The sequence below is a fragment of the Nocardiopsis sp. Huas11 genome (assembly GCF_003634495.1).
Taxonomy (GTDB): Bacteria; Actinomycetota; Actinomycetes; order Streptosporangiales; family Streptosporangiaceae; genus Nocardiopsis.
The window spans coordinates 2143280-2164071 of sequence record NZ_RBKY01000001.1 but is presented as its reverse complement, the minus strand read 5'-3'; the positions used below and the strand labels follow the sequence as shown (position 1 = coordinate 2164071).

General features: G+C 71.4%; 20 protein-coding genes. 10 read left to right on the top strand and 10 right to left on the bottom strand.

All coding sequences use genetic code 11. The features are described from left to right. The first annotated feature begins 348 nt into the window (after positions 1-348). Entirely contained in the window at positions 349-555 is a 207-nt protein-coding gene (locus DFP74_RS09570; RefSeq protein WP_121181367.1) for a type II toxin-antitoxin system Phd/YefM family antitoxin, read from the top strand. Here the strand turns inward: DFP74_RS09570 and purL are convergent. The 5 genes from purL to purS all read right to left on the bottom strand — a co-directional run bounded on the left by purL (position 552) and on the right by purS (position 5438). After that, on the bottom strand, positions 552-2846 hold the full coding sequence (gene purL / locus DFP74_RS09565) for a phosphoribosylformylglycinamidine synthase subunit PurL (protein WP_121181366.1): 2295 nt from the start codon (positions 2844-2846) through the stop codon (positions 552-554). The two genes, DFP74_RS09570 and purL, sit on opposite strands and share 4 nt — an antisense overlap. A 72-nt stretch (positions 2847-2918) precedes the next feature. Beyond that, positions 2919-3440, bottom strand: coding sequence for a hypothetical protein (locus tag DFP74_RS09560; RefSeq protein ID WP_121181365.1), 522 nt, complete (start codon positions 3438-3440; stop codon positions 2919-2921). A gap of 27 nt (positions 3441-3467) precedes the next feature. Continuing rightward, on the bottom strand, positions 3468-4163 hold the full coding sequence (purQ, locus tag DFP74_RS09555; RefSeq protein WP_121181364.1) for a phosphoribosylformylglycinamidine synthase subunit PurQ: 696 nt from the start codon (positions 4161-4163) through the stop codon (positions 3468-3470). Between the two features lie 380 nt (positions 4164-4543). Next, a complete protein-coding gene (locus DFP74_RS09550; RefSeq protein WP_121181363.1) occupies positions 4544-5017 on the bottom strand; it encodes an ATP-binding protein in 474 nt (157 codons plus the stop codon). A 175-nt stretch (positions 5018-5192) separates the two neighbouring features. Then, entirely contained in the window at positions 5193-5438 is a 246-nt protein-coding gene (gene purS, locus DFP74_RS09545; protein WP_121181362.1) for a phosphoribosylformylglycinamidine synthase subunit PurS, read from the bottom strand. A 384-nt stretch (positions 5439-5822) separates the two neighbouring features. On the opposite strand from purS, the gene DFP74_RS09540 reads away from it, so the two are divergent. The 4 genes from DFP74_RS09540 (at position 5823) to DFP74_RS09525 (ending at position 10482) form a co-directional block, all read left to right on the top strand. Further along, complete coding sequence (locus DFP74_RS09540) at positions 5823-6434, top strand: sigma-70 family RNA polymerase sigma factor (RefSeq protein ID WP_370013496.1); 612 nt, start codon at positions 5823-5825, stop codon at positions 6432-6434. A gap of 459 nt (positions 6435-6893) precedes the next feature. Beyond that, positions 6894-8009, top strand: coding sequence for a pyruvate dehydrogenase (acetyl-transferring) E1 component subunit alpha (pdhA, locus tag DFP74_RS09535; RefSeq protein ID WP_121181360.1), 1116 nt, complete (start codon positions 6894-6896; stop codon positions 8007-8009). A gap of 3 nt (positions 8010-8012) precedes the next feature. Further along, positions 8013-8993 carry an alpha-ketoacid dehydrogenase subunit beta gene (locus tag DFP74_RS09530; RefSeq protein WP_121181359.1) on the top strand — a complete coding sequence of 327 codons (981 nt, stop codon included), beginning with the start codon at positions 8013-8015 and terminating at the stop codon, positions 8991-8993. Between the two features lie 22 nt (positions 8994-9015). Beyond that, a complete protein-coding gene (locus tag DFP74_RS09525) occupies positions 9016-10482 on the top strand; it encodes a dihydrolipoamide acetyltransferase family protein (RefSeq protein WP_121181358.1) in 1467 nt (488 codons plus the stop codon). A gap of 127 nt (positions 10483-10609) precedes the next feature. Here the strand turns inward: DFP74_RS09525 and DFP74_RS09520 are convergent, their stop codons facing one another. Continuing rightward, entirely contained in the window at positions 10610-12520 is a 1911-nt protein-coding gene (locus DFP74_RS09520; RefSeq protein ID WP_158612986.1) for a serine hydrolase, read from the bottom strand. 668 nt (positions 12521-13188) lie between these two features. Here DFP74_RS09520 and DFP74_RS09515 point away from each other — a divergent pair. After that, positions 13189-14847, top strand: a complete 1659-nt coding sequence (locus DFP74_RS09515) for an OmpA family protein (RefSeq protein ID WP_121181356.1) — start codon at positions 13189-13191, stop codon at positions 14845-14847. Positions 14848-14986: 139 nt separating this feature from the next. Here DFP74_RS09515 and DFP74_RS09510 read toward each other — a convergent pair whose 3' ends face one another. The 3 genes from DFP74_RS09510 to DFP74_RS09500 all read right to left on the bottom strand — a co-directional run bounded on the left by DFP74_RS09510 (position 14987) and on the right by DFP74_RS09500 (position 17127). Next, a complete protein-coding gene (locus tag DFP74_RS09510) occupies positions 14987-15421 on the bottom strand; it encodes a hypothetical protein (protein ID WP_121181355.1) in 435 nt (144 codons plus the stop codon). Positions 15422-15544: 123 nt separating this feature from the next. Further along, positions 15545-16474, bottom strand: coding sequence for an AEC family transporter (locus DFP74_RS09505; RefSeq protein ID WP_121181354.1), 930 nt, complete (start codon positions 16472-16474; stop codon positions 15545-15547). A 77-nt stretch (positions 16475-16551) separates the two neighbouring features. Beyond that, positions 16552-17127 (bottom strand): ATP-binding protein, encoded by a 576-nt coding sequence (locus DFP74_RS09500; protein ID WP_233570895.1) that lies wholly within the window; start codon positions 17125-17127, stop codon positions 16552-16554. 170 nt (positions 17128-17297) lie between these two features. Here DFP74_RS09500 and DFP74_RS09495 point away from each other — a divergent pair, with 170 nt between their 5' ends. The 4 genes from DFP74_RS09495 (at position 17298) to DFP74_RS09480 (ending at position 19453) form a co-directional block, all read left to right on the top strand. Further along, on the top strand, positions 17298-18113 hold the full coding sequence (locus DFP74_RS09495) for a helix-turn-helix transcriptional regulator (RefSeq protein ID WP_158612985.1): 816 nt from the start codon (positions 17298-17300) through the stop codon (positions 18111-18113). After that, a complete protein-coding gene (locus DFP74_RS09490; RefSeq protein ID WP_121181352.1) occupies positions 18106-18297 on the top strand; it encodes a DUF397 domain-containing protein in 192 nt (63 codons plus the stop codon). The genes DFP74_RS09495 and DFP74_RS09490 overlap by 8 nt, the downstream gene beginning before the upstream one ends. A gap of 302 nt (positions 18298-18599) precedes the next feature. Further along, positions 18600-19019, top strand: coding sequence for a hypothetical protein (locus DFP74_RS09485; protein ID WP_121181351.1), 420 nt, complete (start codon positions 18600-18602; stop codon positions 19017-19019). Next, a complete protein-coding gene (locus DFP74_RS09480) occupies positions 19019-19453 on the top strand; it encodes an ATP-binding protein (protein WP_121181350.1) in 435 nt (144 codons plus the stop codon). The genes DFP74_RS09485 and DFP74_RS09480 overlap by 1 nt, the downstream gene beginning before the upstream one ends. A gap of 114 nt (positions 19454-19567) precedes the next feature. Here DFP74_RS09480 and DFP74_RS09475 read toward each other — a convergent pair whose 3' ends face one another. Continuing rightward, on the bottom strand, positions 19568-20683 hold the full coding sequence (locus tag DFP74_RS09475; protein ID WP_121181349.1) for a hypothetical protein: 1116 nt from the start codon (positions 20681-20683) through the stop codon (positions 19568-19570). Positions 20684-20792: the final 109 nt, after the last annotated feature.

Sequence of the window (20792 nt, the reverse complement as noted above, 5' to 3'; positions counted from 1 at the left end):
CCCGAATATCCGCGAACCCGCCCCACATCCGGGAAAGTCACTTGAGGGTTTCCTTAAAACGGCGTAGTCGGGTGCTTGGAGGGGCCTTGGGGACATGGGAGATTCTCATGACCGAGGACGCCGCGGGGTTCTTGGATGAGCTCTATGCGATGGACAGGAAGTCGCACGCGTTGGTCGACCAAGCGATCCTGGTGCTTGAACGTCCTGGTATCGGACCGCGATACCCGAACGGCTCTACGAGATCTACCTGACGGAACGCTGGTCATCGTCGCGGACTTCGGCGACGGGCAGATGAAGGTCGGTTGAGCCGGTGATGCGGTACACCGCTGTCGGAGGAGTGGGATCCCGATGGGGAACGATCAGGAGCGCCGGATCTCGGTCACGGAACTCCAACGCGACATCGATGACGTCTTCGACCAGGTGGTCGCCGGGGAGACCAGAGCGGTCACCAGCCGTGGCCTGGTCACCGGTCGCCTCCTTCCACCCGACATGACGGAGCGGGGGCGCCCCACTGAGCGCCCCCGCTCCGGCCGATCAGGTCCTACCGCGTCCTAGACGCCGTCCATCAGGGCCGGCAGAGCCGACTCGTAGGCGGTGCGCAGCTCCTCCAGCGGGATCTGCACCGCGCCACCCGGGTGGGCGACCGCCAGGGCGTCGCCGCCCACCGTGCCGATCTCCGCGACCGGGACGCCGTGGTCGCCCGCCAGCGCCAGGAACGCCTTCTCCTGACCCGGGCGCACCGCGACGACGGCGCGGGCGGCGGACTCGCTGAACAGGGCGGTGAACGCGTCCCCGTCCACGGACACCCGCAGGCCCAGCCCGCCGCGCAGCGCCGACTCGGCGAGCGCGACCGCCAGGCCGCCGTCGGACAGGTCGTGCGCGGCGGCGGCCAGCCCGCGGTCGGCGGCGGTGGCCAGTACCTCGCCCAGCGCGGCCTCCGCGGCCAGGTCCACCTGCGGCGGCAGGCCGCCCAGGTGGCCGTGCACCACGTCCGCCCACGCCGAGCCGCCGAACTCCTCGCGGGTCTCGCCCAGCAGGAACACCCGGGCGCCCTCGGTGTCGAACGCGCTCCGGAGCCGGGTGCGCACGTCGTCGATGACGCCCAGCACGCCGATGACGGGCGTCGGGTTGATCGCCACGTCGCCGGTCTGGTTGTAGAAGCTCACGTTGCCGCCGGTCACCGGCGTGCCCAGCTGGAGGCAGGCGTCGGCCAGGCCACGGGTGGCCTCGGCGAACTGCCACATCACCCCGGAGTCCTCCGGGGAACCGAAGTTGAGGCAGTTGGTGACCGCCAGCGGGCGCGCGCCCGTGGCCGCCACGTTGCGGAACGCCTCCGCGTACGCCAGCTGCGTGCCCGCGTACGGGTCCAGCCGGGTGTAGCGGCCGTTGCCGTCCGTGGCCAGCGCCACGCCCCGGTGGGAGTCGTCGGCGATGCGGATCATGCCGGAGTCGTGCGGCGTGGACACGACCGTGTCACCGCGCACGTAGCTGTCGTACTGCTGGGTGACCCACGTCGGGTCGCCCACGCCCGGCGCGCCCAGCACGCGCAGCACCTGCTCGCGCAGCTCGGCGTCGTTCGCCGGCCGCGGCAGCGCCGCCGCGTCGTCGGCCTGGAGCGCGTCCTGCGCCGCCGGACGCGCGTACGGGCGCTCGTAGACCGGGCCCTCGTCCGAGGCGGTCCGCGGCGGCATGTCCACCACGGTCTCGCCGTGCCAGGTCATCACCAGGCGGCCACCGCGCTCGGCCTCCTCGGGCGTGACGTCGGTGACCTCGCCGATCTCCGTGGCCAGGATCTGCCACTTCTCGCACACGGCCAGGAAGTCGGCCATCTTGGCGGGCTCGACGATGGCCATCATGCGCTCCTGCGACTCACTCATGAGGATCTCCTCGGGAGTGAGCGTGTGGTCGCGCAGCGGCACCCGGTCGAGCTGGATGCGCATGCCGCCGGTGCCGCCCGCCGCCAGCTCGGTGGTCGCGCAGGACACGCCCGCCGCGCCCAGGTCCTGGATGCCCACGACCATGTCCTCGGCGAACAGCTCCAGGCTGCACTCGATGAGGAGCTTCTCCATGAAGGGGTCGCCGACCTGCACGCTGGGCCGCTTGGCGTGCGACTCGTCGTCGAAGGTGGCGCTGGCCAGCACCGAGGCGCCGCCGATCCCGTCCGGGCCGGTGGTGGCGCCGAAGAGCACGACCTTGTTGCCCGGGCCGGGGGCCTGGGCCAGCTTGATGTCCTCGTGCTTCATCACGCCCACGCACAGGGCGTTGACCAGCGGGTTGCCGATGTAGCCGGGCCCGAAGCCGATCTCGCCGCCGATGTTGGGCAGACCGAGGCAGTTGCCGTAGAAGGAGATGCCCGAGACCACGCCGGGCAGCACCCGCTTGGTGTCGTCGGCGTCGGCCGGGCCGAAGCGCAGCGCGTCCATGACCGCGACCGGCCGCGCGCCCATGGTGAGGATGTCGCGGACGATGCCGCCCACGCCGGTGGCCGCGCCCTGGTGCGGCTCCACGTAGGACGGGTGGTTGTGCGACTCGATCTTGAACGTCACGGCGCGGCCGTCGCCCACGTCGACGACGCCCGCGTTCTCGCCCATGCCCACCAGCAGGGCGTCGTTCTCCGGAGCCTTCTCGCCGAACTGGCGCAGGTGCACCTTGGACGACTTGTAGGAGCAGTGCTCGCTCCACATGACCGAGTAGATCGCCAGTTCGGCGGACGTGGGCCGGCGGCCCAGGATCTCTCGGACCCGCTCGTACTCGTCCTTGGCCATGCCCAGTTCGGCGTACGGCTGTGGCGTGTCCGGGCTGCTGTGCGCCGCGGCGACGGTGTCGGGACCGGGGACTTCAGACATGCGTGGTTCCGTTCGGGATGTGCGGTTGTGAGCCGAGCCGTGGCGTCCGCCGACCGGCGCGGAAGGTCGTGGTCAGGAGCCCGCCTGGGTGGAGTTGCCGACCATGAGCACCGCCGGGGTCTCCTCGTCCTCGTGCTGGGAGGAGTCGGCGACCATGACCTCCTGGTCGGTCAGGACGGTCTGTTCGAGCGGCACGTCGTCGGGTGACTCCACGCCCTCGGGGAGCATGATCAGCCAGTCGTTGGCCAGGAGGTGGTCGTAGACCTCCTGGACGGTGGCCTCGGTGTCCTCTGTGGTCTCGCCGTCCTCGGTGAGGACGCGCACGAGCCGGACGCACTCCAGCTCCTCGCAGTACACGTCGTTCTCACCGGAGGTGTAGCTCAGGCCGTCGGGGGCCTCGCCGAGCACCGAGGCCGCGGGCGGCTCCTCCGGTTGAGGGCCGCCCTCCTGCCCCTGCGTCTGCTCCAGCGGAGGGACCGCCGGGGCGGTCGCGAAGGCCTGGAAGAGGCCGGCGGCGGCCGACACGATGAGGCCGACGACGACCACCCCCACCAGGACCGCCATCGTCCTTCGCGAGCGCAGTAGTGCCTTCATCGGTTCGTCCCCCAGTCGAGGTGCGGGTCAGGCGCGCACCGGCGTACCGGCGGCCAGTCGGGCGAGGATCGAGGAGAAGAATCCGAGCCCCTCGGTGGAGGGGCCGGTCAGGGCCTCGACCGCGTGTTCGGGGTGCGGCATCAGGCCGACGACGTTGCCGTGCTCGTTGGTGATCCCGGCGATGCCGCGGCGCGAGCCGTTGGGGTCGCCGCCGACGTAGCGGACCACGACCCGGCCCTGGGCCTCCAGCTCGTCGAGGGTGGCCTCGTCGGCGACGTAGCTGCCCTCACCGCTCTTGAGCACCACCAGGATCTCCTGGCCCTCGTTGTAGGCGTTGGTCCACGCGGTGGAGGTGTTCTCCACGCGCAGCACCTGGTCGCGGTTGACGAACCGCAGCGAGGAGTTGCGGGTGAGCGCGCCGGGCAGCAGGTGGCTCTCGCACAGGATCTGGAAGCCGTTGCAGATGCCCAGGACCGGCAGGGCGCCCGAGCGGGCGGCCGGGACCAGTTCGGACATGAGCGGAGCGAACCGGGCGATGGCGCCGCAGCGCAGGTAGTCGCCGTAGGAGAACCCGCCGGGCAGGACGACCGCGTCCACGCCCTTGAGGTCGGCGTCGGCGTGCCAGAGGGCGACGGGCTCGGCGCCCGCCAGCGCGACGGCGCGCGCGGCGTCCTTGTCGTCGAGGGAGCCTGGGAAGGTAACGACACCCACACGGGCTGTCATGAGCACACTCCGGGAAGGCGCATCCCCCGCGCGGGGGGAGGCATCGGTTGTTCGGCAGGGAGACTTCGGTGCAGTCCTGGGTCGCGCGCCGTGGAGGCGTTGCCGGCTCCACGGAACACGCCCGGTCGACGGCGCGTCCGCACTCCGCAGCGTACCCGCTCACCTGTAGTCGGGTACGACGGTCACCCCCGGTCGGGGGGTCCGGCCTGGAGGATCCTCCGAACGCGGAGCCCTGGCGGCGGGGGTGTGGTGTGCGACCCGACGAGAGTCGTGGCGCGCGTCACCCCGTGGGCGGACGAACGCCACACCTCGCGCGGACGGTACGCGAGGTGTGGCGAGTCCAGGTGCGGGGGATTGCGGACCGGGCCTGTTCCCGGTGGTCAGAGAGTGGCGTAGCGCATCTCCGGAATCCGGTGTTCACCCATCGAAGGCCGCTCGCAGCGGGTGATGTGCTTGCGCATCAGCACCGTGGTGCGCGGTTCGCCCCGGAAGGCGACCTCGTCCATGAGGTAGCGCATCAAGAGAATGCCCCTGCCCGACTCTGCTTCGAGGCCGGGGAGGGGCGGGCGTTCGCGGGTGAACCGGGCGGCGAGTTCGGAGTCGTCCGGCGCCCGGCCCGGATGGGACACCCGTAGTTCGCACCAGTCGTCGTCGAGGTCCGCCTCGACCACGTACTCGCGTGCCGGCGTTCCGTACTCGACCGCGTTCGCGCAGGCCTCGGAGGAGGCCAGCAGAAGGTCGTCCACGCACTCGCGGCACAGCCCCGCGCGGAGCAGGAGAGTGCCGAGGACGTCGCGGACCACGGCGACCGTGTGCGCCTGACGAGGGAGGGAGAGCGAGAAAGCGGCGTCCATGCATGCACCTCGCGTGCTCCGTTGTCGTGATCGGCTGTCGCTGTAGGAGACCTTCCCGACACTCGCTGCGGCAAAACGAACAGCCGTGTCCGTTAGAGGACACGGCTGTCGGAATCCGGCGCGGGGCGCCGTGCCGTTCGACGCGGCGACGGTGGCCGCGGCGCGCGGGTAAGCCTCAGGAGTCGACGCGGACCTCGAAGTCCTCGATGACGGTGTTGGCGAGGACGGTCTCGGCCAGGCGGCGGACGTCGGCCAGCTTGGCGTCGTCGACCTCGCCCTCGACCTCGACCTCGAAGCGCTTGCCCTGGCGGACCTGCGCGACCCCCTCGAAGCCCAGCCGGGAGCAGGCACCGGCGATCGCCTGGCCCTGGGGGTCCAGGATCTCCGGCTTGAGCATGACGTCAACCACGACGCGGGCCACAGGGTCCTCCACAAGAAAACGGGGTATGCCGGACTCGCCTGCCGATGAACGGGCGGGCGCCACTCCTGACTGGTCGGAGGGGGCGACGTAAGCGTACGACACGGCGCGCCGCGGCGCCGCCGGGAGCCGCCCGACAGCCCCCCGGAGCGCGTGCGCGAGGACGCCGGGACGCCGGGGTCGCGAGCGGGGTTGCGAGCCGCCGCGGCCGGGTAGCGGGGACGCACGGCTTCTTTACCCGACACTTAACGGGCCTGGCGACGCTTTCGGTACGTTCGTGACTCGAATCACTCGGATAGATGTCATCATTAGAAGCGTGTGGCGGCGTCTAACAGGGTGGAAGTGATCGTCCGGTCGTCCCGAGGGGGAATCTTGGCGACTATCGCATTGGACCAGACCTCCACGACCGGTGAGACCCGTGACGACGAGCAGACGCTCGACTTCGCCACCGCGGTCACACCGTTCGCCGACCAGCTCTACCCGACGGCCCTGCGGATGACCCGCAATCCGGCCGACGCAGAAGACCTCGTTCAGGAGACGTTCGCAAAGGCCTTCGCCAATTTTCACCAGTTCCGAGCCGGCACCAACCTTCGTGCCTGGCTGTACCGGATCTTGACCAACACCTTTATCAACGGTTACCGCAAGAAGCAGCGCGAGCCGCGGCAGGAGACCACGGACGAGATCAAGGACTGGCAGCTCGCCGCCGCGGAGGCGCACACGTCCTCCGGCATGCGCTCGGCCGAGAACGAGGTCCTGGACCACCTGCCCGACTCCGACATCAAGCAGGCGCTCGCCCGGCTGCCCGAGGAGTTCCAGGAGGTCATCTACCTCGTGGACATCGAGGGCTATGCCTACAAGGAGGTCGCCGCGCGCATGGGCACCCCGCTGGGGACCGTGATGTCGCGTCTGCACCGGGCCCGCCGCCAGCTCCGCGAGATGCTCGCCGACTACGGCCGGGAGCGCGGCATGCGCGTGCCCGCCGAGGCCGCGGCCACCTAGGAGCCGCCGCCACCTCCCCGGCGCCGCCACCTCCCCGGCGCCGCCACCTCCCCGGCGCCGACACCCGACCAGCGCCGACACCCAGGAGCCGCGGCCGCCTACGGGCCGCGCTCATCCGGGGCCAGGGGCCGCCGCCGCGCGGCCTCCCGGCGCCGTCCCCTGTCGCTCGGGGGCGACCGCCGGCCGTCCGGTCCACCCGGCCCGCACTCGTTGCCGGAAAGTAGTCGGACGACCTTGTATGTGCTAGGAAGCCCTGGTAAACGGGTCGGCCGGACGTCGTGGATCATGGGTCCGACAAGTTAAAAGGTGACGCTGGGGGCTTGCGCTCCCCATAGTGAGGTCTGTCACGATGTGGGGAGGGCTGTCCGCCTCCACCCACCACCCCCGGGTGGGCGGACCGTGATCCGGCCGATCAGCGTTCACCAACGCGAATTCGGCCCCGAGTACCCGAGGAGCGACGTGTCGGATACCACCGCGCACGAGGAGCCGGAGCTCATCCAGCTCCTGACACCAGAAGGGGAACTGGCCGGGCATCCCGACTACCCCCTTGACATCAGCGCGGAGGAGATCCGCGCGCTGTACCGGGACCTGGTCCTGGTGCGCAGGGTCGACAGCGAGGCCGTCTCCCTGCAACGCCAGGGCGAACTGGGACTGTGGGCGTCCCTGCTCGGCCAGGAGGCCGCCCAGATCGGCTCCGGCCGTGCGCTCGGCGAGCGCGACATGGCCTTCCCGTCCTACCGCGAGCACGGCGTCGCCTGGTGCCGCGGCATCGCTCCCAAGGAACTGCTCGGTATGTTCCGCGGAGTCACCAACGGCGGTTGGGACCCGCACGAGCACGGTTTCCACCTCTACACCATCGTCATCGGCAGCCAGGCGCTGCACGCCACCGGCTACGCCATGGGCGTCCAGCGCGACGGCGCCGTGGGCGAGGACGGCACCGCCGTCATCTCCTACTTCGGCGACGGGGCCACCAGCCAGGGCGACACCAACGAGGCGTTCAACTTCGCCGCGGTCAACAACGCCCCCGTGGTCTTCTTCTGCCAGAACAACCAGTGGGCCATCTCGGAGTCGACCGAGCGCCAGTCCCGCGTACCCATCTACAGGCGCGCCGCCGGCTTCGGCTTCCCGGGCGTGCGCGTGGACGGCAACGACGTCCTGGCCTGCCTGGCCGTCACCCGCGCCGCGCTGGACAACGCCCGCGAGGGCAACGGCCCCACGCTCGTGGAGGCGTTCACCTACCGGATGGGCGCCCACACCACCAACGACGATCCCAGCCGCTACCGCGCGTCGGCCGAGCTCGACGAGTGGAAGGCCAAGGACCCGATCCTGCGCGTGCGCCGGTACCTGGAGAACAACGGCCTGGCCGACGAGGCGTTCTTCGCGTCCGTGGACACCGAGGCCGAGGCCATCGGAGAGCAGGTCCGCAGCGAGTGCCGGGGCCTGGTCGACCCCGAGCCGCTGGACATCTTCCATGAGGTCTACGCGGAGCCCAACGTCCAGATCGACCGGCAGCGGTCCGAGTTCGCCGAGTACCTCGCCTCCTTCGAGGGTGCCGGCGCCGAAGGGGGCCGTTAGGCCATGGGAACCAACCTCACGATCGGCAAGGCCATCAACGCGGGCCTGCGCGCGTCCATGGAGCACGACCCCAAGGTCCTGGTCATGGGCGAGGACGTCGGCAAGCTCGGCGGTGTCTTCCGGGTCACCGACGGCCTGTACAAGGACTTCGGCGCCGACCGCGTCATCGACACCCCGCTCGCGGAGTCGGGGATCGTCGGCACCGCGATCGGCATGGCCATGCGCGGCTACCGCCCCGTGGTCGAGATCCAGTTCGACGGCTTCTTCTTCCCGGCCGCCAACCAGACCTTCACCCAGCTGGCCAAGATGCGCCGGCGTTCGGCGGGCAAGCTCAGCATGCCCGTCGTCATGCGCATCCCCTACGGCGGCGGCATCGGCGCGGTGGAGCACCACAGCGAGTCCCCGGAGGCGTACTTCACGCACACCGCGGGCCTGCGGGTGGTCACCGTCGCCAACCCCGAGGACGCCTACTGGATGATCCAGCAGGCCGTCCGCTCCGACGACCCCGTGATCTTCCTCGAGCCCAAGCGGCGCTACTACGAGAAGGCCGAGGTCGACACCGCCGCCCCCATCGAGGAGGCGACCCCGATGGGCGCCGCCCGCGTGGCGCGCCACGGCACGGACGTCACGCTCCTGGCGTACGGTCCGATGGTCAAGACCGCCCTCCAGGCGGCAGAGGCCGACACCGACCACTCCATCGAGGTGGTGGACCTGCGCTCGCTGTCCCCGGTCGACTACCCGACCATCGTGGAGTCGGTCAAGCGCACCGGTCGACTGGTGGTCGCGCACGAGGCACCGCTCAGCGGCGGCCCCGGCGGAGAGATCGCCGCCCGTGTCACCGAGGAGTGCTTCTACCACCTGGAATCGCCGGTGATCCGTGTTGCCGCCTTCGACACGCCGTATCCGCAGTCTCGTCTGGAGGAGCACTACCTTCCGGACCTTGACCGCGTTCTGGACGGTGTGGACCGGGCGTTCGCGTACTAGGGGATCGGGGAGACCGAAGAACATGGGGATTCAAAAGAGCGCGCCGTCCACGGGCGGCGTGCGGGAGTTCAGACTGCCCGACGTCGGCGAGGGCCTCGTCGACGCCGAGCTGCTCACCTGGTTCGTGAAGCCGGGCGACGAGGTCGTCGTCAACCAGAACATCTGCGAGATCGAGACGGCCAAGGCCGTGGTCGAGCTGCCCAGCCCGTACGCCGGGACCGTCCACGAACTCCTGGTGCAGGAGGGGCAGACGGTGGACGTCGGCACGGTGATCATCACCGTGGACGACGGCTCCGGCGGCGACGCCCCGGCCGGTGGTTCCGGTGCGGCCTCCGAGGCGGCTCCGGCCGCCGAGGAGGAGGAGAAGCGGGAGAAGCCGCTGGTCGGCTACGGCGAGAAGGCGGCCTCCACGCAGCGCCGCGCCCGCCGTCGGCCCACGCCCTCGGGTCCGGCCTCGCCGCCGGCGCCCACCGTGGCGCCCGCGCAGCAGACGGCGGAGTCCGAGCAGCCCGTGCCCGCGGCGGAACCGGCCACCCCGGGTGTGGTGGCCGCGCCCGCGGCCCCCGCTCCGGCGTCGGGCCGTCCGCTGGCCAAGCCGCCGGTGCGCAAGCTCGCCCGGGACCTGGGCGTGGACCTGGCCTCGGTGACGCCCACCGGCACGGGCGGGATCGTCACGCGCGAGGACGTCCGGGCCGCCGCCGACGCGGCCCAGGCGCCCCAGACGCCCCAGGCGCCGGCCGAGGCGGCGCCGCAGGCCGCGCCCGCGGCGGCGACCGACCGCTCGGCCCGTGAGCGGCGGGTGCCCATCAAGGGCGTGCGCAAGCACACCGCCGCCGCGATGGTGGGCAGCGCGTTCACCGCGCCGCACGTCACCGAGTTCCTCCAGGTGGACGTCACGAAGACCATGGAGGCGGTCGCGCGGCTGCGCGCCCGACCGGACTTCGCCGACGTCAAGGTGTCCCCGCTGCTGCTGGTGGCCAAGGCACTGCTCATGGCCATCCGGCGCAACCCGGACGTCAACGCCTCCTGGGACGAGGACAACCAGGAGATCGTGGTCAAGGGCTACGTGAACCTGGGGATCGCCGCGGCGACCGAGCGCGGTCTGGTGGTGCCCAACATCAAGGACGCCGACGCCAAGACCCTGCCCGAGCTGGCGGCGAGCCTCAAGGAGCTCACCGACACCGCCCGCGCGGGCAAGACGAGCCCGGCGGACATGTCGCAGGGGACCATCACGATCACCAATGTCGGCGTGTTCGGCGTGGACGCGGGCACCCCGATCATCAACCCGGGCGAGGCCGCGATCCTGGCCTTCGGGCAGATCCGGGACATGCCGTGGGTGCACGAGGGCGAGCTGGCGGTTCGGAAGGTGACCACGCTGTCGCTGTCCTTCGACCACCGCCTGGTCGACGGTGAGCTGGGCTCCAAGGTGCTGCGCGACATCGGCACCGCGCTGGAGGACCCCGAGCTGACCGCCCTGGCCTGGGGCTGACGGCGGCGACCGCGTCCCGGGCCCGGAGCCGGCTCGGGACGCGGTCCTCACAGCGGGCGGTACAGCGGCCCGCCGGTCAGGGGACGCGGCCGGCACAGCGGCCGGTGCCGGTCCGGGGACGCGGTCCTCACAGCAGCGGCCAGATGAGGCCGTAGGCCGCGGCCACCCCGGTGAAGGCCAGCGCGGCCAGCACCACCAGCGTGTGGTGGATCCGCCCCGCCGCGCTCCACCATCCGCGCCGCCAGGCCACCGCCGTGGCCGCCGACGCGGTCACGGCGAACACCGCGCCCGCCGTCGTCGGAACGGTGAGCACCACCGACCCCGTCTGGCCCAGGACGGAGACCAGTTCAGGTTCGCTCGCCATCAGCACCACCGCCATGGCGACGAGTCCGAACGCTCCGGCGGCGGCCAGTCCGGCCGCCCACCGCGCGGCCCCCGAACCCTTCGGGGCGGGACGCCTCCGCAGGACCCGGACCAGCGCGGTGCACGGCCACACGAGCACGGTGAGCAGGACCAGCAGCGCGGCCACGGCGACCACCGCGTGCAGGGCGGGCGACCTCCACCAGGTGTCCACGCGCTCGTAGGCGCTGGTGGGCTGGGAGTCCGTGGACAGCGCGTCCAGGCCGGAGGCCGTCCGGAAGAACCCGGCCCGGTCCGTGCCGCCCTCCTCCTGGTACACGCCGGCGCCGACCGGCAGCCAGCGCTGTCGGGGACCCAGGAACCCGCTGGTCACCACGGCGCCGTCGTCGGCGGTGCGGACCCGCGTCCAGGACCCCAGTTCCAGGAGCCGCCCGGGGCCCTCGGACATGCGCCGGGCACTCCGGTACACGCCTTCGGGCGGGGCGTCGGAAGCACGACCGGTCGCGGGCGCCTCCTGCTCCTGCGCGGGTGCGAAGGCCTCGGTGAAGGCGTCGTGGAACGCCGTGCGGAGGTCGTCGTCGGGCGCGTCGGCCGCGGGGTTGCCGTTGTAGGCCAGGAAGTAGCCGGTCCCCGTCTCGGGCACGATCGCGAAAGCCGCGTGCTGGGCGGTGAGGTCGCCCTCGTGGCCGACGATCCTGGGGGTGTCCAGGCGGGTCTCCCATGTGCCGTACCCCGGTCCGGCCACTCCCGGGGCGTCGCCCGCCTGACGGTCGAGCATCGCGGCCGTCGACTCCTCCGACAGCACCCGGGTCCCGTCCAGCTCACCGCCGTTGAGCAGCGCGAGCAGGAACCGGGACATGTCCGGGGCGGTGGCCACCGCGAGCCCGGACGGCCCGCCTCCCGCGTAGTGCTCCACGACCGGCCCGCCGTCGCCTCCGTGACCCGGTGGGACGGGGTGGTCGCCGTCCTGCGCGTGGAGCCGGTCGAACGCGGTACCGTCCATGCCGAGCGGCGCGAAGACGTGCTCGGCGGTGTGGTCCGCGAACGGCCGCCCCGAGACCTCTTCGACGATGAGACCCGCCAGGTTGTAGCCGTGGTTGGAGTAGGCGACGAGTTCCCCGGGCGGGTAGGAGCGGGGCGCGTTCGAGCGGGCGGCGTGCTCGGCCAGCGGCAGGAGGTCGTCGCGATCGAACGCGATCTCGCCGACCGCCGGGTCGGAGAACCCCGCGGTGTGGGTGAGCAGGTGGTGCGGAGTGACCGGTGCGCCGGGATGGGTGTCGGGGACCCTGGCGGCCTCGGGCAGGTAGGTGTTGACGTCCGCGTGGAGGTCGACGAGCCCTTCGTCCACGAGCTGGAGCAGGGCCAGCGCGGTGAAGGTCTTGGAGAGCGAGCCGACGGCGAAGGAGTCCCCTGCGGGATCGACCGCCGTGCCCTCGACCGTGTCGGACTCGCCCACCCCGGTGAGGGCGACCTGCTCGCCGTCGGCCACCACGGTCGCCACGAGACCGGGGACGCCGTAGTCCGCCAGGAGCTCGGGGAGGCGGGTGTCGAGGAACTCCTGCGGGTCCGCGGAGGCGGTCTGCCGCACGGGCGGGGTCGCGCTCGCCGTCGCGGTGGGGAGGGGAGTGACGGCCAGGAAGGCGGCCACCGCCGCGGCCGTCCATGGTCGTGCGGGCATGGGTCGTCTCCCCTTGTTCGGCGCGTGGGTGCGCGTGAGTGCGCGAAAGCGCGCGCCAAGGCTAGGAACGGCCCACCTCGCGTGCAGGAGCACTGTCGCCCCAGCGGCGGTGGTGCTGGCACCACCGGCGGCCACGACCTGGGCGGATGCCGGCGGTCCGGGTGGCTGGAACCGGCCGTGGGGGCCGCCTCGCACCGGGGTGCGGTGGGCGCGGGCCGAGCCACGGCTCCCGAGCCGGTGCCCGGATCGCGGTGGGCAGAGCGCGGTGGTCGGAGCGCGGTGGAGGGGCCATCGGCCGGGGTGCGACGGGGACCCGCCCCGCAAGGGGGAGGGGGCGGGTCCCTGTCGGTCAGTGTTCCCTGTGCGACTTTTACCGACACATGGCCTGGCCATCGCCCTGCTCACGGGACCGTCCGCCGAGCCGGGCGGGGCCGAGCCGTGCCGAGCCGAGCCGAACCGAGCCGGGCGGGGCGCGGCGGAGTGGTCCCGGGCCAGGGCCAGGTGGCGGTTCGGCCTGGTTCGTGGGGACTATGCGGGTGGGGCCCGCAGGTCCAGCCGTCTTCGGTGCGGGAGACACCGACGGAAATGAACACTGACTTTCCTTGAACCAACACAGTGTTGCGGATGTCCTAAGTGCTGTGGAGAGAACGAGGAAGGGAGTTTCCCCCATGGCCGCACGAGCGCACACCACCGCGGCGCGGGCGCTGGCCCTGACCGCCGCGATGAGCGCGGCGGCGCTCGCGCTGTCGAGCTGCGGCGTCGCCCGCGACCTCGCCGGGACGCGCGGCGAGGGCCCCGAACAGCCCGCTTCGTCGGACCCGTCGTCGTCGCCGGAGATCGAGGACCCCCGGGCCGCCTCGGTCGACATCGCCTTCCCCTACACCCGCGAGGGCCAGATCTTCCAGGACACCGGACAGGACGCCACGCTCCGCTTCGCCGTCACCGGACTGGAGCGCACCGACGACTACACGGTGCTCTACTACGAGAACACCTACACCGACCACTTCCAGGGCACCAACCGCAACCTCACGATGCCGCGCACGCTCATCGACCCGGTCAGCGGCCGGGCCTACGGCGAGCTCGCCGACGAGGACGGGGACATCTACGGCTCGGTCGCGCCCCGGCCCGGCGGCCTCTACCCCGTCGAGGTCGACGCCATCAACCAGTACCGCCGCTACTTCCCCCGCCTGCCGGACGAGGTCACGCAGGTGACGTTTGTCGGCAGCGGTCTCGGCGCCATGACCGGCATCCCGGTCGTGGACGTGGACGAGGAGCAGCCGGACCCCGAGGACCCCAACGGCGCCGACATGGTGGCCACCGGCCCCGAGGCGGGCGAGACCGTCGAGTTCGAGAACCGGCGCCCCGGGCCGGGCGCCCAGGAGGTGGTCGGGGAGATGGAGAGCTTCGTCGACTCCGACGTCGCCTCCACCACCCGCGACGGCGACACCGAGACCGTGGCCCTGAAGGCCGACGTGATGTTCGACTTCGACTCCGCCGACCTCACGGCCGAGGCGGAGGAGGTCGTCCGCCAGGCGGCGCGCTCCCTGGAGCGCAACATCGATCCGGACGCCCCCGAGGTCACCGTCATCGGCCACACCGACGGCCGGGGCACCGACGACTACAACCAGGACCTGTCGGAGGAGCGGGCCGAGACCGTGCGCGACGTCCTGTCGGACGAGCTCGGCGACGGGTTCGACTTCGGCGTGGAGGGCCGCGGCGCCACCGAGCTGATCGCGCGGGAGGGCGGCGAGGACGACGAGGAGGCGCGGGCGCGCAACCGCCGGGTGGAGTTCTCCTACCGGGTGGACCGCTCCAACGACGACGAGTCGACCAGTGGCCGCGAGGACGGGCTGCTCGGTTCGAGCGAGCGGCACGTGTTCCCGCCCGCGCCGTTCGTCGAGGACGACACGAGCGAGGTCGTGGCCTCGACGGAGGAGGACGATGTCCGCCTCGACGTGCACCCGCTGCGCAGGGACGGCGCCTACGTGATCAGCACGGTCACGCTCACCAACACGGGCGACGAGCCGGTCCTGCCGGACATGGGCGGCGAGGACGCCGTGAACCCCGGCGGCCCGGCCGAGTTCAGCCAGGGCGCGCTGGGCGGGTTCCAGCTCCTGGAGCCGGACACCGACCTGGTGCGCTACGTGACGCTGATGCACTTCGGCGGCCGGTCCTACGCGGGCTTCGCCGAGGAGGTCCACGAGATGCAACCGGGCAAGACCTACCAGCTCATCGCGGTCTTCGCCGCCCCGCCGGAGGACGTGTCGGAGCTGACGCTGCGCGCCGGTCCCTTCGGTGAGATCGAGGACGTGCCCTTCGACTCCTGAGCGGATCCGGCGCGGATCACCGCACCAGGGACCGGCCCCGCCTCCACCGTCCGGGGGCGGGGCCGCTCCGTGTGCGGGAGCCGGGGCGGGGGGGGTGGTGCCGGGGCGGAAGGTCGGGGGCCGTGTGCGCGGCGGCGGGTCAGACCTCGGTCTCGGAGAGCCCGTCGATCACGTCGTCGAGCACCAGCGTCCGGTGCACCGAGGGCATGAGGCGCAGCGCCCGCAGCGCCGGCCGCGTGTCGACGTCCTTGCCGCGCTTGTCGACCGTGCACACCCGCAGACAGTCCTGCGTGGGCGAGTGCCAGAAATCGCGTTCGTCCAGCGGGGCGAGGCCGTGCGCGGTGGCCGGATAGGTCTGCGGATGCCCGGGTGTGAACCACTGGGGGACGCGGGCGAGGATGAACCCGGTCAGCAGGGAGTCGAACACGCCGCCCTCGGCCAGGTCGGCCAGCGCGTCCCGGTCACCCTCGGCCCTGCACTCCTCGCATCCGGCCAACTCGGCCCGCAGCAGCCATCGGGCGCGGGCATGGGCGATGTCGGGGTTCTTCAGCTGGCTCGGGTGACGGTGTCCCATAGGGGGAGGGTACGCGGGCGCGGCCGTTCCTGCCGGGTGACCGATTCTGTTGCTGGTGGGACTTGTAGGTCTGCGGAGACCCATGAGACAGCCGGTTCCGCAGGCGGGACTCAGCCCCGGGGGTCAACCGAGCAGGAAGGTGACGGTGAACAGGACGGGGATCGTCAGGACGGTGGTCATCAGGACCACCTCCCGCACCATCACCTCCGCCGTACGGAACTGGGACGCGTAGGTGAAGACGTTCTGGGCGGTGGGCAGGGCGGCCAGCACCACCACCGCGAACAGGGCGGCGCCCTCCAGCCCGAACACCAGCGCGCCCAGGGCCCAGGCGACCAGCGGCTGGACGACCGACTTCAACGCGACCGCCAGCAGCACCGGGCCGCGCTCGGGCCCGCGCCCGGGCACACCGCTGCCGTGCAGGGAGATCCCGAAGGCCAGCAGCATCGCCGGTACCGCCATGCCGCCGATCAGCTCGAACGGCTCCATCAGCGGCGCGGGCGGGACCCAGCCGGAGGCCGAGACGGCCACGCCCGCCAGGGACCCGATCACCACCGGGTTGCGGACGGGGGTTCCCAGCGCCCGCCGCAGCACCGGCCCGAGGCCGCGCACGTCGCCGGTGTGCAGGTCCAGGATCGTCAGGCTGACCGGGGTGATCACCAGCAGTTGGAGCAGGAGCACCGGGGCGACCATGGAGGCGTCGCCCAGCACGTAGGAGGCGATCGGGATGCCGAGGTTGCCCGCGTTCACGTATCCGGACGCCAGGGCGCCCACGGTGGTCCGGCCGACGCCCCAGCGCCGGATCAGGCCGAGCGTCACGAAGACGGCCGCCACCGCCACGACACTGAGCACGGTCACCAGGACGGGGCCGGACACCAGTACCGACAGGTCCGCGTCGGCCAGGATGGTGAACAACAGCGCCGGGCTGGCCACGTAGAACGCCAGCTTGGTGAGAACCTCCTTGGCGCCGGGCCCGAGGATCGGGAGCCGCCCGAGCAGGTAGCCGATCACGACGACGCTGGTGATGACACCGAACCCGATGATGACCCCGGACAAGGGGCGCCCCCCGACGAAAGCTCTGGTCAGACCCGGCAAACGCTATCCAAGACGGCGCCGGCGCGACACGGTGTAGGTCACATATCGGAGGATCGGATCACATCGGGGGCGACGGGCACACCGTCTCGGTCGATCTCGAACCACACGGTGGTCCGGCGCCCCTCGTGCACCACGCCCCACCGGTCGGCCTCCAGGGCGACCAGCCGCAGGCCCAGCCCGCCCACCCGCTCGGGGTCGCGCGGCCGGACGCAGGGCGTGGCCGCCTCGTCGTCCAGCGGTCCCTCGTCGGTCACCTTGACCTGCGCCCGGCCCGGCAGCCGGAAGACGGTGACGGTCACCAGGCCGCCGGGTCGGCCGCTGCGCGTGTGCGTGATCGCGTTGGTGAACAGCTCGCCGGCCAGCAGGCGCAGCAGATGGCGCTTCTCGCCGGGCAGGCCCGACAGCGAGCCCAGGCGGTAGCGCAGCATCCGGGCCTCCTCCGGTACGCCGGCCACGACCATGGCGTGCCCCCTGCTCTCCGTCCTACGGTCGAGCACGATCGGCGCGCGGTCCTGCGGGTCGCACGACCTGCGAGGCAGCGGCGGGGGGACGACTTCGTGCCGTCCGTGTCCCGCGCCGTCCCTGAACGTCTCCATCCGGATCACTGATCCCATCCGCTTCTCCCGTCCCGGTCTTCCGGCTGGTCAACACCTTGGAGTGGACGGGAGCCGCGCGCCAGGGAAAGAACAGGGGTGGCGACAGAATGGCAATAGCGGTTGCGCGAGGTATCGGGATCGACGGACAATGGTTTTCCCGGTCATTTCTCGGTTGAGGAACGATGCGCATGGACAAGCGCGGCAAGGCCAAGTGGCGGCGGGTCGGTGAGGAACTCACGGCGCTCCGGCAGAGAAAGGGATTGAAACAGGCCCAACTCGCACCGGACATCAACGTCGTTCCGGCACATATCTCCGCGTGGGAACACGGAAAGCGGGGCATGACCGAGGACCAGGCGCTCAGGCTCGACCAGGCACTCGACGCCAACGGGCGTTTCCACAGGGTGTGGAAGAACGCGAACGCGCCCAAACAGCTGCCCGAGTGGTACGAGCGGGTTCCGCTCATGGAAGGCAGGGTGTCCGAGCTGCGCGAGTACCAGTGCCTGCTGTTCCCGGGGCTCATCCAGACCCCGGACTACGCCCGCGTGGCGATCCAGGACGCATCCCCGTGGACCTCACCGACGGAGGTCACGCGCATGGTCGAGTCGCGCATGCAGCGCCAGGAGATCCTCTACAAGGACCATCCCCCGCTCGTGTCCATGGTGGTGGAGGCCTCGGTACTCAACCGTGTGATGGGTGACCGCCAGATCATGGCGGGTCAGTTGGACAGCCTGCTCGCCCTGGTGGAGGAGGGGCGGCTGCGCTTCCAGAGCATGCCGCCGGAACCGCAGCGCCACCCGGGTTCGGCGGGTCCGTTCTGCGTCTACACCTTCCCGGACGCCCCGGCCCTGGCCTCCGCCGAGTACGCGGGCGGGGAGATGCTCATGGATGATCTGGAGAAGGTACAGCAGCGCATGACCATCTTCGGTTTCCTCCAGGCCGACGCCCTGTCGCTGGACGCCACCGTGGAGTTGGTCAGGACGATCAGGAAGAGCATCGATGAGTAGACATGACGACGGGCGCGTGTGGCACAAGAGCAGCTACAGCTCCGCTGAAGGCCGCTGTGTGGAGGTTTCGGAGGGGGCCAGTGTGCTCGTCCGGGACACCCAGAACCGACCCCTCGGCCACATCGAGTACTCCGCGGACGCCTGGACGACGTTCCTGGACGGCGTGAAGCGGCCCCTCGACTGAGCCCGACCCTCCCGCACAACGGCTGACCGGTCCTCCCGGTCGGCCGTTTTTCATATCTCCAGAAAAGCCACCAACCCGGACAAAGCCATTCCGGGAAGTCCAGGTTCCGAATGTTCTTCCCCCGGCCCCTACCTGCGGCAACAACCCTCCGACTGATATTACTCTTCAGTATCGTCGGCATCCCCTCCCTCCACCCCCTAATCTTTTTTCCAAACCTCCAAAAGCGGAGGCCCCGCGGCGCTCGTTTGCGCCCGGGGCCGTGGCCAGCAACCTGTAACCTTTAAACACAAGGAATTGCCGACATGGCTCATTCTATCCATGCCGTCCTCAACCGTGCCCTGGGCTTCCTCGAAGCCCTCCTCACCCCGGCGCGCGGTCGTCACAGCGCCGCCGTCCTGCGCCGTCGCCGCTCCACCCGCGTCCGCCGCTACGCGCCCCTCCCGGCCCCGCCGGCCGCGCGAGCTCCACGCCCCGCCGCACCCCTGGCTCCGCCCCGCGCGCACATCCCGGCCGACGACGCCGCCCTCGTGCGCGGCTACTACCGGGCCTTCGAAGACGAGCGCGACCGCGTCCAGGCCGAAGCCCAGGCCCGCCTGCACCGCTGGACCGCCTCGGTCCCTTCCGGCGACCTCCTCGCCCCCGACCCGGACGACCTCGCCGACCTGCGCGACGCCACCCGCCGGTGGGTCGCCCAGCAGCGCCGCCAGGCGGTGGCCGCCTGATGGACACCGCGACCCTCATCCCGACCCGCACGTGGGCCCACCACGACTACCGCAGCGACCTCGCCCAGCTCCGCCGGGTCCGCGCCGACATCGCCACCGACCTCACCGACTTCCCACCTGACCTGGTCGACACCGTCCAGCTCTGCGCGAGCGAGCTCTTCGCCAACTCCGTCAAGTACGCCTACACCGAGCCCGACCGCATCCGCCTGCTCCTCAACCAGCGCGACCAGTGCACCCTCACCCTCGTCGTCGGCGACCCGGGCGGCCCCACCGTCCCGCACATCCCGAAGCGCACCCCGGACGCCTGGGACTGGGCCGAAGGCCAGCGCGGCCTCCTCCTGCTCGACAACCTCTCGACCAGCTGGGGCCACTTCGCCTACCCCCGCGCCACCCGCCTGGGAACCTGGATCACCGCCCGCTTCCCCGTCCCCTGACCCGCCGCCCGCGGGCGCCACCACCAGGAAGAACCGTGGCGCCCGCTCTCCCCGAGTGCGCCCCGTACGAGGTCCGTACCCGGCGGCGCCGCTCGTGGACGCCAGACCACGCGGTCAGGAACCGGGGGTCTCGGAGGGCTCTTCGCTAGGGTCGGCCGGTGGTTCCGGCGACCACCGAACGACGAGCGGCCAACCGTCCATGGAGGCGTCGTGGTAGCGGGGGAAGGCCTCTTCGGTCTCCGTGACGGTCCCCTCGTCCAGATCCACCCGGTACCACGCCTGCTCGGTCTGGAGGAGGACGGCGTCCCTCTCCGGGGAGGGGGCGTACTGCACGACCGGGCCCTCGGCGTCCTCCAACAGCCGGGTCGCCGTGAATCCCTGGCCGTCCGCCAACTGCAGTAGGTACGCGCCATTGGCCTCGCTCGCTCCGTCGGGTCGGAGCAGTGCGGCGCCTCCGCCCCACACGGGGGCGCTGTCGAAGGTCTGCCACTGTCCACCACCGGTGGTGAACGTGGCGTTGACGATGCTGTCGTCGGTCGACCGGACCACGAGATCGCCCTCGCCGCCCAGGATCTGCTCCGTCGGCACGCTGTTGCGGATATGCAGCGCGCCTTCAGGGGTCAGGGCCCAGTCGCTGTTGCTCCGCGCCGCGACGGGGGCGAGGCTGCCCTCCTGGTTGGGGGTGCCCCCGGGGGCGTCCAGGGGGACCGACATGATCTGCGGCTGCTGCCCTTCGCCGGCATCGGCGACGTACCAGAGCCGCTCCCCGTGGATCACCGGGCGCGAGAGGGTCGTGTCCTGGGGCGGGGTGATGGATTCGACGGGCTGATAGAAGAACTCCTCGGCCGAGTCGTCTTCCGCCTCCTCCGGGTCGGTGAGCACCGCCACGTGCACCGCGTTGGGCTCGACGGTGACGAACGCGAAGTACTCCCAGTCCTCGGAGAACTGCTCGTGGACCGGTACCGCGCCGGCCATGGGGTCGACGGCTCCCTCAGGCAGGTCGATCCGGTGGATCGGGGCGCCCGTCTCCGGGTCGTGGAAGACCAGTACCTGGTCGGTCTCCGGGTCGGCCCCCTCGAAACCCCGGTGCAGCAGAGCCAGACCGGCCGGCCCCTGCTCGCGGATCTCCTCCGTGCCGCCCTGTTCCGATCCGGACGAGTCGGCAGCGGTGTCACAGGCCGTCGCGGCCAAGAGGCACACCAGCGAAGCCAGAACGAGGGGGCGCCGCATGAGATCGCCTTTCGGGGCAAGGGAGCGGGGACACGAACGTGGGATCACCGGCGGGGCGTCCCGGTTCTCTCCAGCCGCTCACGGTATCCAACGGCCGTCGGACGCGAGC

What these genes read in the sequence shown, in the direction of transcription:
- DFP74_RS09570 (WP_121181367.1), top strand. Translation starts at nt 349, where the DNA reads ATGGGGAACGATCAGGAGCGCCGGATCTCGGTCACGGAACTCCAACGC.
- purL (WP_121181366.1), bottom strand. Translation starts at nt 2,846, where the DNA reads ATGTCTGAAGTCCCCGGTCCCGACACCGTCGCCGCGGCGCACAGCAGC.
- DFP74_RS09560 (WP_121181365.1), bottom strand. Translation starts at nt 3,440, where the DNA reads ATGAAGGCACTACTGCGCTCGCGAAGGACGATGGCGGTCCTGGTGGGG.
- purQ (WP_121181364.1), bottom strand. Translation starts at nt 4,163, where the DNA reads ATGACAGCCCGTGTGGGTGTCGTTACCTTCCCAGGCTCCCTCGACGAC.
- DFP74_RS09550 (WP_121181363.1), bottom strand. Translation starts at nt 5,017, where the DNA reads ATGGACGCCGCTTTCTCGCTCTCCCTCCCTCGTCAGGCGCACACGGTC.
- DFP74_RS09530 (WP_121181359.1), top strand. Translation starts at nt 8,013, where the DNA reads ATGGGAACCAACCTCACGATCGGCAAGGCCATCAACGCGGGCCTGCGC.
- DFP74_RS09525 (WP_121181358.1), top strand. Translation starts at nt 9,016, where the DNA reads ATGGGGATTCAAAAGAGCGCGCCGTCCACGGGCGGCGTGCGGGAGTTC.
- DFP74_RS09520 (WP_158612986.1), bottom strand. Translation starts at nt 12,520, where the DNA reads ATGCCCGCACGACCATGGACGGCCGCGGCGGTGGCCGCCTTCCTGGCC.
- DFP74_RS09515 (WP_121181356.1), top strand. Translation starts at nt 13,189, where the DNA reads ATGGCCGCACGAGCGCACACCACCGCGGCGCGGGCGCTGGCCCTGACC.
- DFP74_RS09510 (WP_121181355.1), bottom strand. Translation starts at nt 15,421, where the DNA reads ATGGGACACCGTCACCCGAGCCAGCTGAAGAACCCCGACATCGCCCAT.
- DFP74_RS09500 (WP_233570895.1), bottom strand. Translation starts at nt 17,127, where the DNA reads ATGGGATCAGTGATCCGGATGGAGACGTTCAGGGACGGCGCGGGACAC.
- DFP74_RS09495 (WP_158612985.1), top strand. Translation starts at nt 17,298, where the DNA reads ATGGACAAGCGCGGCAAGGCCAAGTGGCGGCGGGTCGGTGAGGAACTC.
- DFP74_RS09490 (WP_121181352.1), top strand. Translation starts at nt 18,106, where the DNA reads ATGAGTAGACATGACGACGGGCGCGTGTGGCACAAGAGCAGCTACAGC.
- DFP74_RS09485 (WP_121181351.1), top strand. Translation starts at nt 18,600, where the DNA reads ATGGCTCATTCTATCCATGCCGTCCTCAACCGTGCCCTGGGCTTCCTC.
- DFP74_RS09480 (WP_121181350.1), top strand. Translation starts at nt 19,019, where the DNA reads ATGGACACCGCGACCCTCATCCCGACCCGCACGTGGGCCCACCACGAC.
- DFP74_RS09475 (WP_121181349.1), bottom strand. Translation starts at nt 20,683, where the DNA reads ATGCGGCGCCCCCTCGTTCTGGCTTCGCTGGTGTGCCTCTTGGCCGCG.